Source organism: Clavibacter sp. VKM Ac-2873 (assembly GCF_015351075.1).
Lineage (GTDB): Bacteria > Actinomycetota > Actinomycetes > Actinomycetales > Microbacteriaceae > Clavibacter.
In genome coordinates this window covers 1,451,973-1,466,383 of sequence record NZ_JADKRS010000001.1, presented here as the reverse complement: position 1 = coordinate 1,466,383, position 14,411 = coordinate 1,451,973, and the positions used below count along the sequence as shown (strand labels likewise).

The following is a 14,411-nucleotide window of genomic DNA, read 5'->3' as shown; positions in this document are numbered from 1 at the left end:
ACCGGCCCGGGCCTTCGAGGCCCGGGCCGGACTGCGCACGTGAACGTCTGTTACCCGCAGACGCACCGGCTGGTGCGGTACCGCTCACCCGAAGAGCCGTACCGGATGCCTCAACGGTAGCCGCGCATCCTGGTGATCCCCCGGCGCAGGCCGTAATGTACCCCGTTTTGGGGGAGAGCGCCTGTGTCCGTCGTTTGGGGGACCCAGTACAGTTGCGGACCCTCTCGACGGGTCCCGCGGAGCCGCCCGGTCGGACCGGTCAGGCGGATCGGACCGGTTCGGCCAGCGGCGAGCGCTCGAGGCCGGGCGCCGGGGGAGCGGTGGGATCGGCGTCCACGGCGCGGATCCGGTTGCCCGCGTCCACGTGCACCACGCGGGGCTCGAACGCCCGCGCCTCCTCCGTGGTCATCTGGCCGTACGCGATGAGGATCACCACGTCGCCGACGTCCACGAGGTGCGCTGCCGCGCCGTTGATCCCGAGCACGCCGCTGCCGCGCTCGCCCGCGATCGTGTACGTGTCGAGACGGGCGCCGTTGGTCACGTCGACGATGCTGACGCGCTCGCCCACGAGGATGTCGGCGGCGTCGAGCAGGTCGCGGTCGACCGTCACGGAGCCCACGTAGTGCAGGTCGGCGTGCGTCACCGTGGCGCGGTGGATCTTCGCGGTCATCATGGTGCGCAGCATGCGTGCTCCTCTGCTCGGGCGGCGTGCCTGCCTGCCTGGGCGGAGCACGGTGATCGACGAGGCGATCACGTGGGCAACGCGCGCGGACGGGCGGATGTTCCGGCGGGCGCCGGATCCGCGGCCGCGCGGGGCCCTCGGCGAGTGTACGAGACGGGCGCGAGGACGGCGGACAGGGCCGTGGCCGTGCCGCCCGGGCTAGGCGCGCCGCCGACCGGAGGCCACGCTGGGGAGGGGACCCGACCCGACCACACCCACGGAGGCACCAGTGGCACGACGCGACACGGCCGGCACCATCGATGGCCGGCCGGACGAGGACGACGCGCGCAAGCCCGACTCCCCGACGGACATCGAGAAGCCCTCCTGGCAGTACGTCCTCCGGAAGACCCTGCGCGAGTTCGCATCCGACCAGTGCACCGACATCGCGGCGTCGCTCACCTACTACGCGGTGCTGTCGCTGTTCCCCGCGCTCATCGCGATCATCTCGCTGCTCGGCGTGTTCGGGCAGGGGCAGGAGACGGTGGACGCGGTGACGGAGGTCCTCGCGCCCATCGCCCCGGATGCGGTCACGCTGCTCGCCCCCGTCATCCAGGGCTTCGTCGAGTCGCCCGCCGCCGGCTTCGCCCTCGTCTCCGGCATCGTGCTCGCCATCTGGTCGGCCTCCGGCTACGTCGGCGCCTTCAGCCGGGCGATGAACCGCATCTACGAGGTCCCCGAGGGGCGCCCGTTCCTCACGCTCAAGCCCACGCAGCTCGCCGTGACCGTCATCGGGATCGTGATCCTGCTCGTGTGCGCGCTCATCGTCGCCATCTCCGGCCCGGTCACCGAGGCGATCGGCGCCGCGCTCGGCGTCGGCCCGACCGTGCAGATCGTGTGGTCCATCGCCAAGTGGCCGGTGCTCGCCCTCGCGATCGTGCTGCTCATCGCGATCCTCTACTACGCGACCCCCAACGCGAAGCAGCCGAGGTTCCGCTGGCTCAGCGTGGGCGCCGCCATCGCGCTCGTCGTCCTCGTCGTCGCGAGCGTCGGATTCGCGTTCTACGTCACGCAGTTCGCGAGCTACGCGAAGAACTACGGCGCGCTCGCGGGCGTCGTCGTGTTCCTGCTGTGGCTCTGGATCGCGAACCTCGCGCTCCTGTTCGGGGCGGAGTTCGACGCGGAGCTCGAGCGCGGGCGCCAGCTCCAGGCCGGCATCGCCGCCGAGGAGACGCTGCAGCTGCCGCCGCGCTCGACCGTCGTCAGCGACAAGAAGGCCGCCGCCGAGCGCGAGGACGTGAAGCGCGGCCGGGCGATCCGCGAGCGGCACGACCGCGCCGGGCGTCTCGGCCGGGGCGCCGCGGGAGACGACGACTGATCCGTCCCGCGGGCCCGCGCGTCACCGGTCCTTGATCTCGTCGTACGCCGCGAGTGCCCGCTGCCGGGACTCCTTCAGGTCGACGATCGGCGTGGGGTAGGCCGCGAGCCCGCCGTCGGCCTCGGCGTCCGCGTGGTCCTCCGCGCTCGCGACGAGGTCGCCCATCGCCTTCCACGGCTCGTGCACGACGTCCCGGGGCGCGTGCGCGAGCTCGGGCACGTAGGAGCGGATGTACTCGCCGGACGGGTCGAACTTCTGCCCCTGCAGCACCGGGTTGAACACGCGGAAGTACGGGGCGGCGTCGGCGCCGGATCCCGCGACCCACTGCCAGCTGGCGGCGTTGTTCGCCGCGTCCGCGTCGACGAGCGTGTCCCAGAACCACTGCTCGCCATGGCGCCAGTCGATCAGCAGGTTCTTGATGAGGAACGACGCCACCACCATCCGCACGCGGTTGTGCAGGTGGCCGTCCTTCCAGAGCGCGCGCATGCCGGCGTCGACCAGCGGCACGCCCGTCTCGCCCCGCTGCCACGCGCCGAGCGTCTCGTCGGTCGGCTCCTCCCACGGGAACGCGTCGAAGCGCGGCACGAAGTTCCGGGTCGCGAGATCCGGCTGGTGGTACAGCAGGTGGTAGCTGAACTCCCGCCAGCCGAGCTCCGAGAGGAACTTGGTGGCGTTGACCTCGTCGCCGCCGAGCTTCTTGCCGCGCGTGCGCTGGATCCGGTGCCACACCTGGAACGGGCTCACCTCGCCCCAGCGCAGGTGCGCCGAGAGCCGCGAGGTCGTCATCGCCGCCGGCTCGTCCCGCTGGGCGGCGTAGTCCTCGAGCTCGTGGTGCACGAAGTCCTCGAGGCGCTGGAGCCCAGCTGCCTCGCCCGGATCGCAGGCCGCGCGGAGGCCGGCGGCCCAGTCCGGCTTCGTGGGCAGCAGCTCCCAGCCGTCGAGGTCGTCCGAGCGGGGCGCCGTCCGCGGCGCGTCCAGCTCGTGCGGCGCGGGCAGGGGCTTCCGCGGCTCCTCGCGCTCCTGCGCGGTCTTCCAGAAGGGCGTGTAGACGCGGAACGGCTCGCCCTGCTTGTTCGTCACCGTCCATGGCTCGACGAGCAGCGAACCCTGGAAGCTGCGGACATCGAGGCCGCGATCGCCGAGGTCCTTCTTGATGGCGGTGTCGACCGCGATCTCCGCGCCGCCGTAGCGCCGGTTCCACAGCACCGCGCCGGCGCCGACCTCCTCGACGACGTCGTCGAGGACCTCCGAGGCCGCCCCGCGTCGCAGCACGAGCGGGGAGCCGAGGTCCCGGAGCGACTCCGCGAGGCGCGACAGGCTCATGTGCAGCCACCAGCGGGCGGCGCCGCCGAGCGGACGGATCCCCTCGCTCTCCTCGTCGAGCACGTACAGCACCACGATCGGCTCGCCGCGCTCGACGGCCGCGTGCAGCGCGGGGTTGTCGGCCACGCGGAGGTCGTCGCGGAGCCACACGATGCTCGGGCCGTGCGCCGCGTCGGCGCCGTCCCGATCGGCGGATCCGCGGTCGGGGGCGTCGTCGTCGCTCATGCATCGAGCCTAGGACGGGGCCTCGCGGCCGACCGGCCCGGGTCCGCTTCGCGCGTGGGGCTCGGCGGCACGTAATATCGCACATGGCAGTGCGCGTCCGTCCGGGTCCGACCGCCCACCCGAGACCCGCCGTCGTCGAGAGGCCCATGGACAACCGAAGCACGCCCCTGCCCCCGCCTGAGCGCCCCGGGACCCCCGCACGCGACGCCGTGTCGGCGGTCGTCGTGGCGGGCGACGCCGGATCCACGATCGCGGCCACCCTCACGTCCATCCTCGGGCAGACCCTCCCGCCGCAGCGCGTGGTCGTCGTGGTCGCCGGCAGCCGCGATGACACCTTCGCCGTGGCGCGGACCTTCAACGGACGCCATGAGCGCGCCCTGCCCGGCGCGGATCCCGCCCGCACGACGGTCACGGTCATCGACCGAGGGCCGCGGGAGGGCTCCCTCCGATCCGCCTACGGCTTCGCCCTCCGGCTGGTCGGCGATGCGGGACGCGTGCTGCTCGTCTCGCCGGACGCCGAGCTGCAGCCCGACGTGCTCGAGCTCCTCACCGCCGCCCTCGACCGCGATCCCGGCGCCGGTTCGGTGTCCGCCTCCCTCGACCCGCGGCCGAGCGGATCCCACGGCCCCCTCGCGGGCGCGCTCCGGCTCCTGCAGCGCCACTGGGCCATGGGCGCCGTCGAGACCGGCACCGACCTCGGCCTCACCGGGCCGGTGCCGCTCGCGCCTGCGTCGCTCCTCCGGCTCCCCGAGCACGACCCCGGTTCGTCGTCGGCCGGGACGTCGGAGGGGATCCTCACGGACCTCCTCGCCGGGGACGACCGCTCCGTCCTCGTCCCCGGCGCGCGCGCCCGTGTCGACACCTCCGTCACCTGGGGGACGATGCGCGAGCGACGCGACCGGTGGGGCGCCCATGTCGCCCGGCTGGCGCGCGGCGGGTCGTCCGCCGACGTCGGTGACCGGCGTCGCGCGCGGCTGGCGTCCCTGCGGATCGGCGTCGGGCCCGTCCTCCGGTTCGCGGCCTACGCGCTCGTGGCGCTCTACCTGGCTGCCGCCGGGATCCAGGGGATGCTGGAGCCCGCGTGGTGGTGGGCCGTCCCCGTCGTGGCGCGGCTGCCGCTGCACATCCGCACCCTCCGGCGGATCCGCGAGCGCAGCGCCGCCGACGTCGTCTTCGGCGCGACGTTCCTCCCCCTGGAGGCCGCCGAGGCGGCCTACGGCGTCTCCCGGATCCGCGACGGCCTGCACAGGCTGGCGCACCGCGGTCGCCGCCGCGGGCCGGCCCCGGCCGAGGCGGTGCCGCCCTTCTCCCTGGTGGATGCGGTCGCCGTCGCCGTCGTGGCCCTGGTCGTCGGCGTCGTCCTCGCCGCGGCCGAGGTCGGTGGTCCCGCGTCGGCCATGCTCACGGCGACGGTCGGCTGGGCGGCATGCGTCGTGACCGCCGCGGACCTCGTCATGGCGCTGCTGCGCCTGCTCGTCGCCCACGGCGGACCGTTCGCCCGTCCGGGTGCCTCGGGCGGATCCGCGGCCTAGGCCTCGGCGACGCTCCCGCGCAGCTTGTCGGTGAGCTCGCGCAGCGTGTTCAGCTCGTCCTGCGTGAGGGCGCCGCCCACGGTCGAGGCGATGGATTCCATGTGCACGCGCGCGACCGCGCGGAAGGCCGCGTCGCCGGCGTCGGTGAGACGCACGATGGTGGCCCTCCCGTCGCTCTCGTCGCCGCACTTGACGACCAGGCCCCGCGCCACGAGGCGGTCGATGAGGCGGCTCACGCTGGGCTGGGTGAGCAGCACGTGCTGGTTCAGGTCGCGCAGGCGCAGGCGCCCCTCGGGCTGCCGCGAGATGTTGAACAGCACGTCGTACTCGTTGAACGAGAGCTCGCGGCTGGGGAACTCGGCGGTGAGGCGGCGCATGACGCTGACCTGCGCGCGGAAGAGCGACTCCCAGGCCCGTACGGCGTCCGCTGTCTCGCCCACCAGGCCTCCTCGTCCGGTGCGCATCGCGATGGGGATCGGGCGCACGTCGTGGGGCCGAGTCTACTGAGCGCGACGCGGGAGGCCGCCGCGTCGGATCCGGGCCGGACATGACTGAGGGCCGACCCCAGAGGCATGGGGCCGGCCCTCTCCCTTGCACCAGGAGTGTCCTGCAATCACATTCCGTCTCCACCGCCACAGCAAACGATGGGGACGAGAAGACTGTATAACGATCCCGTAACGCCCCGCTACCCGGAAGCGCCCCGACGAGCTGGGAGATCGCCTACAGCTCCGCAAGGGCCGGCTGAGGGCCCGCGGGCGCCTCAGAACAGGTCGGGCGACTGCGTGCTGGCGTGGTGGACGGCGACGTCCGCGTGGCGGTCGAAACGGTAGCCCGCGCCGCGCACCGTGCGGACGATCTCCTCGTAGCGGCCGAGCTTGGAGCGCAGGCGGCGGACGTGGACGTCGATGGTGCGCTCGTTCGGCACGTCATCCCCGTCGGCGGCGGACCACAGGGAGGCGATGATCTCGGATCGCTCGATGGTGCGTCCCTCGCGGAGCACCAGGTACTGCAGGAGCTCGAACTCCTTGTAGGTGAGCGGGGCGGTCTCGCCATCGAGGACGACGCGCTTCCGCGAGAGGTCGACCGTCACGCCGCCGGCGACGCGGTCCTCGTCCTCGGGCTGCTCGCGGTGCTGGGCGACGGCGGCCGGATCCTGCAGGGCGAGGCGGACCACGTCGATGTCGCGGCCGCCCGCGCCCTCCGGCGCGAGGGCGACGGCGGCGTGGGTCTCGACGCCGGGGGCGAGCTCCGCGGCCAGGCGCTTGAGCGCGGCGACGACGGTGCCGAGGTCGGTGCCGGCCGTGGCCGCCTTGAGCTCGTCGAGTCCGACGTAGATGGCGAAGCCCCGCGCCTCGGTGCCCTCGGGCACCGCGCGGAGGCGGGCGGGGCGGGTGGGAGCGGACGCCGGAGCGGTCGCGGCGGAGGGCGTCGGATGTGCGGGGACGGGCTGGGGGCGGCGGAGCGGCGCCGCCGCTCGGAGCACGGGCGCGGTGGGGGCGGATCGGAGGGGGGTGCGGGCGGGGTCGATGGTCGCGAGAGACATGGCGGGAGTCCTTGTGATGATGCGGGTGCGGCGCAGCTGGAGTGCGCGGGACCTCAGGGGAGTGCGAGACGCCTCAGGGGGCGGATGCGCCGGATGCGGCGGGGAGGGTCGGCGACGGACGCGTCGCGGGACCGCTCAGGCGAAGGCGGCGGGTCAGGCCGACATTCGACAGGACATCGCGACACGGCCGGGCATCATCATGCCGGCGACTCCCGAGGCCTCGGAGGAGGTCAGGACGTGCGCGTTCAGAGTCATGGGGAGAGCTTGCACGGATCCGTGCGCCCGTGTCAACAGGAGGGGCTGGAATCGTGCGGGACGCGCAGGAATCGTGCGTGCACGCACAGCGGCGCCCGTCCCCGAGGGGAGCGGGCGCCGGGCGGAGCGGGGACGCGGGTCAGTGGGCGGCGGTGCCGTACAGGCGGTCGCCCGCGTCGCCGAGGCCCGGGATGATGTAGCCCACCTCGTCGAGCTTCTCGTCGAGGGCGCCCAGCACGATGGTGACCTCGCGGCCGGCGGTGGCCTCCTCGACCGCCTTGAGCCCCTCGGGCGCGGCGATGAGGCAGATGCACGTGACGTCGACGGCCCCGCGGTCGAAGAGGTACTCGATGGCGGCGATGAGGGATCCGCCCGTCGCGAGCATCGGGTCGACGACGAAGCACTGCCGGTTGGAGAGGTCGGTGGGCAGGCGCTCGGCGTAGATGTCCGGCTGCAGCGTCTCCTCGTTGCGCACCATGCCGAGGAAGCCGACCTCGGCGCTGGGCATGAGGCGCATGAGGCCGTCGAGCATGCCGAGGCCCGCGCGGAGGATGGGGACCACGAGCGGCTTCGGGTCGCTCAGCGTGAGGCCCTCGGCGGGCGCGACCGGGGTCTGCACCGTGATGGTCTCGACGCGGACGTCGCGCGTGGCCTCGTAGGCGAGCAGGGTGACGAGCTCGTCGGCCAGGCTGCGGAACACGGGGGAGGGGGTGGTGCGGTCCCGCAGCGCCGTCAGCTTGTGCGTGATGAGCGGGTGGTCGGCTACGTGGACTCGCATAGGCTCCATTCAATCAGCAAGGGGGAACGCGATTGGACCTCCACGTGCCCGGCGACGTCGATCGCTGGATGGCCGTGGCGCTCGACGAGGCCCGGGCCTGCGCGGCCACCGGCGACGTCCCCGTGGGCGCGGTCGTCGTGGACGCGGCGGGCGTCGTCATCGGGCGCGGGCGCAACCTCCGCGAGGCGCGTCAGGACCCGACGGCGCACGCCGAGGTGGAGGCGCTGCGGGAGGCCGCGGCGACCACCGGCGACCGGCACCTCGTCGGGACGACCCTCGTGGTCACGCTCGAGCCGTGCGTCATGTGCGCCGGCGCGATCCTCGCGGCCCGGGTGCCGCGCGTGGTGTTCGGCGCGTGGGACGAGAAGGCCGGCGCCGCCGGATCCCTCTACGACGTGCTGCGCGACCGGCGGCTGCCGCACCGCGCGGAGGTGTTCGCGGGCGTGCGGGCGTCCGAGTGCGCCGCCGTGCTCGACGCGTTCTTCGCGGCGCGGCGCGCGGGGGACTGACCGCCCGGCGCCGCGTGGCGGGGGAGCGGGCGCGGCTCAGCGCGTCGCGACCCGCACGTCGGGCTCGAGGTAGATCACGCGGGCCACGGGGACGGCCTCGCGCACCCGGCGCTCGATCGCGTCGATCCCGGCCGCGACGTCACCCAGCGACGTCGTGGCGGGCATCGCGATCTTCGCGGCGACGAGCAGCTCGTCCGGGCCGAGGTAGAGCGTCTTCATGTGGATGATCGACTCGGCCTCGTGGCCCGCGGTGATGGCGGCGCGGATGGCCGCGAGGTCGGGCTTCGAGGCGCCCTCGCCGACGAGCAGGCTGCTCATCTCGACCCCGAGGACCACGGCGACGGCCACCAGCAGCACGCCGATGAGCAGGGTGCCGATGCCGTCGTAGATCCCGTCGCCGGTGAGGATCGACGCCGTCACGCCGAGGAGCGCGAACACCAGGCCGGACAGCGCGGCCGTGTCCTCGAGCAGCAGCACGGGGAGCTCGGGGCTCTTGGCGCGACGCACGAACTGCACCCACGTCTGCGTGCCGCGCAGCGGGTTCGACTCCTTGACGGCCGTGCGCAGCGAGAACGACTCCAGGCCGATGGCGATGAGCAGCACGACGATCGGCAGCCACGGCACGTCGAGCGGTTCCGGGTGCTCGATCTTGTGGATGCCCTCGTACAGCGAGTACACGCCGCCGACCGAGAACAGGATGATCGAGACGATGAACGCGTAGACGTAGCGCACGCGGCCGTAGCCGAAGGGGTGCTCCTCGTCCGCGATGCGCTTGGCGCGCTTGCCGCCGATGAGCAGCAGGATCTGGTTGCCCGAGTCGGCGAGCGAGTGCACGCCCTCCGCGAGCATCGAGGACGAGCCCGAGAAGAAGGCGGCGACGAACTTCGTGATCGCGATGCCGACGTTGGCGGCGAGGGCGGCGAAGATCGCCTTGCTGCCGTGGGATTCGCTCAAGGCGGGACCTCCTCGACCGGCGAGGCGGCTCGGGCCGCCCGGGCGCGCGTGCCCCGGTCGGTTCAGCCTAGCCACGCGCCCGGCGTCGCCGACCGCCCCGATCGGGCGACGCCCGGTCCCTAGGATCGGGGCATGCCCGACGCCTCCCGCCCCGACCCGTCCGCTCCCGCCGCTCCCGCCGAGGTCGTGCGCCTCCCGTCGCTCGCCATGCTCGGCACGGGATCCATGAACGGCGCCATCCTCGGCGGGCTGCTGCAGCCGGGCGTCGAGGTCGACGGCGACGTGCGCGTGACCACCCGTTCGGCCGCCAGCGCCGCGGCGCTCGACGAGCGGGACGGCGTCGCCGCGTCGAGCGTCGAGGACGACCCCGACGCGAACCGGCGCGCGGTGCGCGGGGCGCGCGTCGTGGTCGTGGGCGTGAAGCCGCACATGGTCCCCGACCTGCTGCGCGAGATCGCGGGCGACCTGGATCCCGGCGCGCTCGTGGTCAGCGTCGCGGCCGGCGTGACGATCGCCACCTTCGAGTCCCTGCTGCCGGAGCACGTTGCCGTGCTGCGCTCGATGCCGAACACGCCGTCGCTCGTCGGCCGCGGCGTCACGGGGCTCGCCGCGGGCACGCGCTCGAGCCTCGACGACCTGGCGCTCGCCCATGCGGTGTTCGCGACGGTCGGCGACGTGGTGGAGGTGCCCGAGGAGCGCATCGACGCGCTCAGCACGATCTCCGGATCCGGCCCCGCCTACGTCTTCCTGCTCATCGAGGAGCTGACCCGCACGGCCGAGGCGAAGGGCTTCAGCCCGGACGAGGCGCGCGTGCTCGTGCAGGGGACCTTCCGCGGCGCCGTCGAGCTGCTCGCGGCGTCGGACGACGAGCCCGCCGAGCTCCGCCGTCGGGTCACGAGCCCGAAGGGCACGACCGAGCGAGCCGTCGAGGTGCTGCAGGCAGCGGACCTGTCCGGCCTGTTCGACCGGGCGACCGACGCCGCGCTCGCCCGGGCCCGCGAGCTCGCGGCCGGCTGACGCGCAGCGCCCGCCGCGCCCCACCCGATCAGGACAGCGAGGCGAACCGCTCGATGTCGGCCGAGGTGCCCGACACGATGATGAGGTCGTGGTTGGAGACGACGGTCTCCGCGGTCGCGTAGGTGAACGGCTTCCCGGGCGTCTTCACGCCGACCACCGTGATCCGGTAGCGCCGGCGCACCGACGACTCCGCGAGCGCCATGCCGCGGATCGGCTTCGGCGGGTACATCTTCGCGAGCACGAAGTCGTCGTCGAACTCGATGAAGTCGAGCATCCGGCCGGACACCAGGTGGGCAACGCGCTCGCCCGCCTCCGCCTCCGGGTAGATGACGTGGTTGGCGCCGATGCGCTCGAGGATCTTGCCGTGCGACTGGCTGATCGCCTTGGCCCAGATCTGCGGGATCTTGAGGTCCACCAGGTTCGCGGTGATGAGCACGCTCGCCTCGATGGACGAGCCGACCGCGACGACCGCGATCGAGAAGTCCTTGGCGCCCAGCTGCTGCAGCGCCTCGATGTTGCGCGCGTCGGCCTGCACGGCGTGCGTGACCCGGTCGGACCACTTCTGCACGAGGCCCTCGCTCGCGTCGATCGCGAGCACCTCGCGGTCGAGCCGCGCGAGCTGCCCGGCGGTCGCGGCGCCGAAGCGGCCGAGCCCGATGACGAGCACGGGGGCGTTGTGGGGGATGCGTTCGCCCATGGGGGCCTCTCTGATCCGGTCGGTGCGGGATGGGACGGGTGGGTCGGTGCGCGTCGCCGGCTCAGCCGACGATGGGCCGCTCCTCGGAGCGCTGGAAGAGCTGCCGGCGGGTGCTCGCGGCGAGCGCCGCCGCGAGGGTCACGGTGCCGACGCGCCCCAGGAACATGGTGGCCGCGAGCACGTACTTCGCGGGATCCGTGGCCTCGGCCGTGAAGCCCGTGCTGAGTCCCGAGGTGGCGAACGCGCTGATGGCGTCGAAGAGCACGTAGTCGAGGCGCTCGCCGGAGATCTGGAGCAGCACGATGCTGCTGAGGGCCACCGTCGTCGCGCCCCACAGCACGATGCTCACCGCGAGGCGGAGCACGTCGCTCGGGATGCGGCGCTCGAACACCTCCATGGACTCGCTGCCGCGGGCCTCGGCGAACGCCGCGAGGAACAGGATCGCGAGGGTGGTGACCTTGATGCCGCCGGCCGTGGACGCGGATCCGCCGCCGATGAACATGAGCATGTCCGTGACCAGCAGGCTCGCGTTCCCGAAGTCGCCCATGTCGAGCGTCGAGAAGCCGCCGGAGCGCGTCATGACCGAGAGGAACAGCGCCTGGAAGCCGTGCTGGACGGGATCCATGCGCGCGAACGTCTTCTCGTTGTCCCACTCGAGCACGACGTAGGCCAGCGTGCCCAGCACGATGAGGATGAGCGACGTCCACAGCGTGAGCTTCACGTGCACGGAGAAGCGCCGCGGCTTCCGCCAGCCGCGGTAGACGGCGTAGATGACGGGGAAGCCGATGCTGCCGAGGAAGACGCCGACCATGAGCAGGCTGAGGAACCAGTAGTCCTGGTGGTACAGCTCGAACCCGGCCTCGCTGAAGATGAAGCCCGTGTTGGTGAAGGCCATGAGCGAGTAGTAGAAGGAGTCGAGCGCGGCCTGGCCGACGGGGATCCCCTCCAGCAGGATGCGCGGGAACAGCAGCACCGCGATGGACAGCTCGATCACGAGCGCGCTGATCGCGACCGTGAGCAGCAGCGTGCCGATCTCGCCGAGCTTCACGGCCTGGCCCTCGGCGACGGGTCCGTGGTGGATCCTCAGCGGGTTGCTGTCGCTCGCCGCCATGAGCCTGGCCTTGAGCCCGAGCCGGCGGGACACGATGAGCCCCATGATCGACGCGAGCGTGAGCACGCCGATGCCGCCGATCTGCACGCCGAGCGCGATGAAGGCGTGCCCGAGCGGGGTCCAGTACGTCGCCATGTCGACGGTGGCGAGGCCCGTGACGCAGATGGCGGACACGGCCGTGAAGAGCGCGTCGGCGAAGGGCGCGGTGCCGCCGGCGGACGTCATGCCGGGGAGCATGAGGATCGTCGTGAGCGTGAGGACGAGCGCCGCGAAGATGAGGATCGCGAAGCGGGCCGGCGTGGAGTGCGCGAAGTAGTCGAGGAAGTCCCGGATGCGCCCGAGGAGGGGACGCCCGTGATCCGGCCTGCCGCGCATGGTCCCCTGTCCGCTCGGAGGCCTGTCGGCCCGGTTCGTCATGGTACTGCGAGCGCGCGACGGAATAGCCTTCGGGGATGGCTGACATCTTCGACGTCGTGGGGGATCCCACCCGCCGCGACCTCCTCCGCGTGCTGCTCGACCGACGCGCGGTGCCCGAGGCTCCGACGGGGGAGATCAGCGTCTCGGAGCTCGTGCAGACACTCGCGATCAGCCAGCCGACCGTCTCCAAGCACCTGCGCGTGCTGCGCGACATCGGGCTCGTCTCCGTGCGCGAGGAGGGGCAGCACCGCTACTACCGGCTGGAGCCCGCGCCGCTGGAGGCGCTGGACGCGTGGGTGGCGCCCTTCGTCGGCGAGGGCCGCGACCCCGGCCTCGACGACGCGCACGCGGATCCGGACACGGGGCTGCTCGGCGGCGGGCTGTCCGCGGATCCCGACGGCGAGGACGACGGCGATCCGGCCGGCTACCCGTTCGCCGCGTCCCTCGGCCGAATCTGGGCCGACACCCGGTACCAGGCGGCCGCCGCCGTGCACGACGCGACGCGCGTCGCGGGCTCCGCGGGGCAGGCGGGGCTCGGCCGGCTGCGCGCACGGAAGGCGGGGAACGGGCGGGACGCGTGAGGCAGGATGTGACACGATGGACACGCGTCCATCCGGACCCCTAGAATCGCGCACCAGCGCCCGCATCGCGGGGGCCATGAGGTCCGTGAGCCGGTCACGCAGAACGAGGAGTCGATCCGCCCATGTCGCGTGACCTGTCCGACGTCCGATTCCTCACGGTGGCCGAGGTGGCCGAGATGATGCGCGTCTCCAAGATGACCGTCTACCGCCTCGTGCACTCGGGCGACCTGCCCGCCATCCGCTTCGGCCGTTCGTTCCGCGTGCCCGAGTCCGCCGTGCTCGCCGCGATCGACCCGTCGAACGCCCTGCCCGGCCAGCCCGGGGAGGCCGCGCGTCACTCCGGCATGTCGGATGTCGGCTAGACTCCTCTGAGGCTATTTTCCGCGGGTCACCAGAGCCCGCGTGTTCCGTCCGGCAACAGATGAGGTGCCCCTATGGGTTCAGTGATCAAGAAGCGTCGCAAGCGCATGGCGAAGAAGAAGCACCGCAAGCTGCTTCGCAAGACGCGCCACCAGCGTCGCAACAAGAAGTAGCGCGGACGCGTCCACGAGGACGCAGCACGTGAAGGAGAGGACGCCGACCCGGTGACGGGGCGGCGTCCTCTTCGTGCGTGCGGGGTCGCCCAGCGGGCGGCGATCGGCAGCCCGGCGGGTCAGCGCCTGGCGGTTCAGCGCCCGGCGGATCCGTCCGCCTGCGCGGCCTCGCGGCGCACGCGCCGACGCGCGTCGCGGATGCTCTGGCGTCGGAGCCGCATGGACGGCCAGCCGGACCCGCGCGCGTGGGCCGCGAGGGCCTGGTCCGGGTTGACGGCCACCGGGTGCCCGACGAGCGAGAGCAGCGGGATGTCGTGGCGCGAGTCGGAGTACGCCCAGCACTCGGCGGCGTCGGCGCCCGTCCGCGCGAGGAGCCCCCTGGCGGCGGCGGCCTTGTGCGCGCCGTGCAGGAACTCGCCCTCGAGGCGGCCCGTGTACGCGCCGTCGCGCACCTCGAGCGCGCTGCCCAGCGCGCCCGTGAGGCCGAGGCGTCGGGCGATCACGTCGGCGAGGAACGACGGGGACGCCGTGACCAGCCAGACCTGGTGGCCCTTCGCGAGGTGCTCCTGCGCGAGGCCGAGCGTCTCCGGCCAGACCATCGGCGCGGTGTGCCGCTCGTAGATGTCGTCCGCGAGCGCGGCCATGTCGGCGACCGTGACGCCGGTGACGACCTCGAGGCCGCGGGCGCGGGCCGACGCGAGGTGCCGGTCGTTCTCGCCGCGCGCCTTGAAGCGCGCGTGCTTCCAGCCCGCGCCCACCATGTCGCGCACCGTGAGGAGGCCGGCCGCGCGGAGCCCGCGCACGAGGTGGAACACGCTCGCGCCGTGGATCAGGGTGTTGTCCACGTCGAAGAACGCGAGGATCGGGGTGCCCGCCTGCTCGACCATGATCGGGTCAGCG

At 73.1% G+C, this 14,411-nt stretch carries 16 protein-coding genes; 7 read left to right on the top strand and 9 right to left on the bottom strand.

The annotated features are described in order from the left end of the window. Positions 1-259 precede the first annotated feature (259 nt). Complete coding sequence (gene panD / locus ITJ44_RS06835; RefSeq protein WP_194633948.1) at positions 260-685, bottom strand: aspartate 1-decarboxylase; 426 nt, start codon at positions 683-685, stop codon at positions 260-262. Positions 686-950: 265 nt separating this feature from the next. On the opposite strand from panD, the gene ITJ44_RS06830 reads away from it, so the two are divergent. Beyond that, positions 951-2,036: a YihY/virulence factor BrkB family protein gene (locus ITJ44_RS06830; protein ID WP_194633947.1), complete on the top strand. Its 1,086-nt coding sequence runs from the start codon at positions 951-953 to the stop codon at positions 2,034-2,036. Positions 2,037-2,057: 21 nt separating this feature from the next. Here the strand turns inward: ITJ44_RS06830 and ITJ44_RS06825 are convergent, their stop codons facing one another. Next, a complete protein-coding gene (locus ITJ44_RS06825; protein WP_194633946.1) occupies positions 2,058-3,584 on the bottom strand; it encodes a deoxyribodipyrimidine photo-lyase in 1,527 nt (508 codons plus the stop codon). A gap of 146 nt (positions 3,585-3,730) precedes the next feature. Between ITJ44_RS06825 and ITJ44_RS06820 the strand changes: the two genes are divergently transcribed. After that, entirely contained in the window at positions 3,731-5,116 is a 1,386-nt protein-coding gene (locus ITJ44_RS06820) for a glycosyltransferase family A protein (protein WP_194633945.1), read from the top strand. Here the strand turns inward: ITJ44_RS06820 and ITJ44_RS06815 are convergent. The 3 genes from ITJ44_RS06815 to upp all read right to left on the bottom strand — a co-directional run bounded on the left by ITJ44_RS06815 (position 5,113) and on the right by upp (position 7,692). Beyond that, positions 5,113-5,580 (bottom strand): MarR family winged helix-turn-helix transcriptional regulator, encoded by a 468-nt coding sequence (locus tag ITJ44_RS06815; RefSeq protein ID WP_194634110.1) that lies wholly within the window; start codon positions 5,578-5,580, stop codon positions 5,113-5,115. The genes ITJ44_RS06820 and ITJ44_RS06815 overlap by 4 nt on opposite strands. A gap of 296 nt (positions 5,581-5,876) precedes the next feature. After that, positions 5,877-6,659 carry a winged helix-turn-helix domain-containing protein gene (locus ITJ44_RS06810; protein ID WP_194633944.1) on the bottom strand — a complete coding sequence of 261 codons (783 nt, stop codon included), beginning with the start codon at positions 6,657-6,659 and terminating at the stop codon, positions 5,877-5,879. 394 nt (positions 6,660-7,053) lie between these two features. Then, positions 7,054-7,692, bottom strand: coding sequence for a uracil phosphoribosyltransferase (upp, locus tag ITJ44_RS06805; protein ID WP_041464689.1), 639 nt, complete (start codon positions 7,690-7,692; stop codon positions 7,054-7,056). Between the two features lie 68 nt (positions 7,693-7,760). Here upp and tadA point away from each other — a divergent pair, with 68 nt between their 5' ends. After that, positions 7,761-8,201, top strand: a complete 441-nt coding sequence (gene tadA / locus ITJ44_RS06800) for a tRNA adenosine(34) deaminase TadA (protein WP_194634108.1) — start codon at positions 7,761-7,763, stop codon at positions 8,199-8,201. Positions 8,202-8,237: 36 nt separating this feature from the next. Here tadA and ITJ44_RS06795 read toward each other — a convergent pair whose 3' ends face one another. Further along, complete coding sequence (locus ITJ44_RS06795; RefSeq protein ID WP_194633943.1) at positions 8,238-9,155, bottom strand: cation diffusion facilitator family transporter; 918 nt, start codon at positions 9,153-9,155, stop codon at positions 8,238-8,240. Between the two features lie 132 nt (positions 9,156-9,287). Between ITJ44_RS06795 and proC the strand changes: the two genes are divergently transcribed. Beyond that, positions 9,288-10,172, top strand: a complete 885-nt coding sequence (gene proC / locus ITJ44_RS06790; RefSeq protein WP_194633942.1) for a pyrroline-5-carboxylate reductase — start codon at positions 9,288-9,290, stop codon at positions 10,170-10,172. Positions 10,173-10,200: 28 nt separating this feature from the next. Here proC and ITJ44_RS06785 read toward each other — a convergent pair whose 3' ends face one another. Together ITJ44_RS06785 and ITJ44_RS06780 are read right to left on the bottom strand one after the other, a co-directional pair. Next, positions 10,201-10,869 carry a TrkA family potassium uptake protein gene (locus tag ITJ44_RS06785; RefSeq protein ID WP_043671599.1) on the bottom strand — a complete coding sequence of 223 codons (669 nt, stop codon included), beginning with the start codon at positions 10,867-10,869 and terminating at the stop codon, positions 10,201-10,203. A 61-nt stretch (positions 10,870-10,930) separates the two neighbouring features. Continuing rightward, positions 10,931-12,355 (bottom strand): TrkH family potassium uptake protein, encoded by a 1,425-nt coding sequence (locus ITJ44_RS06780; RefSeq protein ID WP_194633941.1) that lies wholly within the window; start codon positions 12,353-12,355, stop codon positions 10,931-10,933. 77 nt (positions 12,356-12,432) lie between these two features. On the opposite strand from ITJ44_RS06780, the gene ITJ44_RS06775 reads away from it, so the two are divergent. From ITJ44_RS06775 to ITJ44_RS06765, 3 genes are all read left to right on the top strand, one after another. After that, a complete protein-coding gene (locus tag ITJ44_RS06775) occupies positions 12,433-12,978 on the top strand; it encodes a helix-turn-helix transcriptional regulator (protein ID WP_194633940.1) in 546 nt (181 codons plus the stop codon). A 122-nt stretch (positions 12,979-13,100) separates the two neighbouring features. Then, complete coding sequence (locus ITJ44_RS06770) at positions 13,101-13,340, top strand: helix-turn-helix domain-containing protein (protein WP_194633939.1); 240 nt, start codon at positions 13,101-13,103, stop codon at positions 13,338-13,340. A 72-nt stretch (positions 13,341-13,412) separates the two neighbouring features. Then, the gene (locus tag ITJ44_RS06765) at positions 13,413-13,511 is read left to right on the top strand and encodes a 30S ribosomal protein bS22 (RefSeq protein WP_003792170.1); all 99 of its coding nucleotides are present in this window, start codon (positions 13,413-13,415) and stop codon (positions 13,509-13,511) included. A gap of 134 nt (positions 13,512-13,645) precedes the next feature. Here ITJ44_RS06765 and ITJ44_RS06760 read toward each other — a convergent pair whose 3' ends face one another. Continuing rightward, positions 13,646-14,398, bottom strand: coding sequence for an HAD family phosphatase (locus ITJ44_RS06760; RefSeq protein WP_194633938.1), 753 nt, complete (start codon positions 14,396-14,398; stop codon positions 13,646-13,648). Positions 14,399-14,411: the final 13 nt, after the last annotated feature.

Bases quoted from the DNA above. Each gene is read 5' to 3' on its own strand.
- upp (WP_041464689.1), bottom strand. From the start codon at position 7,692: ATGCGAGTCCACGTAGCCGACCACCCGCTCATCACGCACAAGCTGACG.
- ITJ44_RS06770 (WP_194633939.1), top strand. From the start codon at position 13,101: ATGTCGCGTGACCTGTCCGACGTCCGATTCCTCACGGTGGCCGAGGTG.
- tadA (WP_194634108.1), top strand. From the start codon at position 7,761: ATGGCCGTGGCGCTCGACGAGGCCCGGGCCTGCGCGGCCACCGGCGAC.
- ITJ44_RS06780 (WP_194633941.1), bottom strand. From the start codon at position 12,355: ATGCGCGGCAGGCCGGATCACGGGCGTCCCCTCCTCGGGCGCATCCGG.
- panD (WP_194633948.1), bottom strand. From the start codon at position 685: ATGCTGCGCACCATGATGACCGCGAAGATCCACCGCGCCACGGTGACG.
- ITJ44_RS06765 (WP_003792170.1), top strand. From the start codon at position 13,413: ATGGGTTCAGTGATCAAGAAGCGTCGCAAGCGCATGGCGAAGAAGAAG.
- proC (WP_194633942.1), top strand. From the start codon at position 9,288: ATGCCCGACGCCTCCCGCCCCGACCCGTCCGCTCCCGCCGCTCCCGCC.
- ITJ44_RS06810 (WP_194633944.1), bottom strand. From the start codon at position 6,659: ATGTCTCTCGCGACCATCGACCCCGCCCGCACCCCCCTCCGATCCGCC.
- ITJ44_RS06825 (WP_194633946.1), bottom strand. From the start codon at position 3,584: ATGAGCGACGACGACGCCCCCGACCGCGGATCCGCCGATCGGGACGGC.
- ITJ44_RS06820 (WP_194633945.1), top strand. From the start codon at position 3,731: ATGGACAACCGAAGCACGCCCCTGCCCCCGCCTGAGCGCCCCGGGACC.
- ITJ44_RS06775 (WP_194633940.1), top strand. From the start codon at position 12,433: ATGGCTGACATCTTCGACGTCGTGGGGGATCCCACCCGCCGCGACCTC.
- ITJ44_RS06785 (WP_043671599.1), bottom strand. From the start codon at position 10,869: ATGGGCGAACGCATCCCCCACAACGCCCCCGTGCTCGTCATCGGGCTC.
- ITJ44_RS06760 (WP_194633938.1), bottom strand. From the start codon at position 14,398: ATGGTCGAGCAGGCGGGCACCCCGATCCTCGCGTTCTTCGACGTGGAC.
- ITJ44_RS06815 (WP_194634110.1), bottom strand. From the start codon at position 5,580: ATGCGCACCGGACGAGGAGGCCTGGTGGGCGAGACAGCGGACGCCGTA.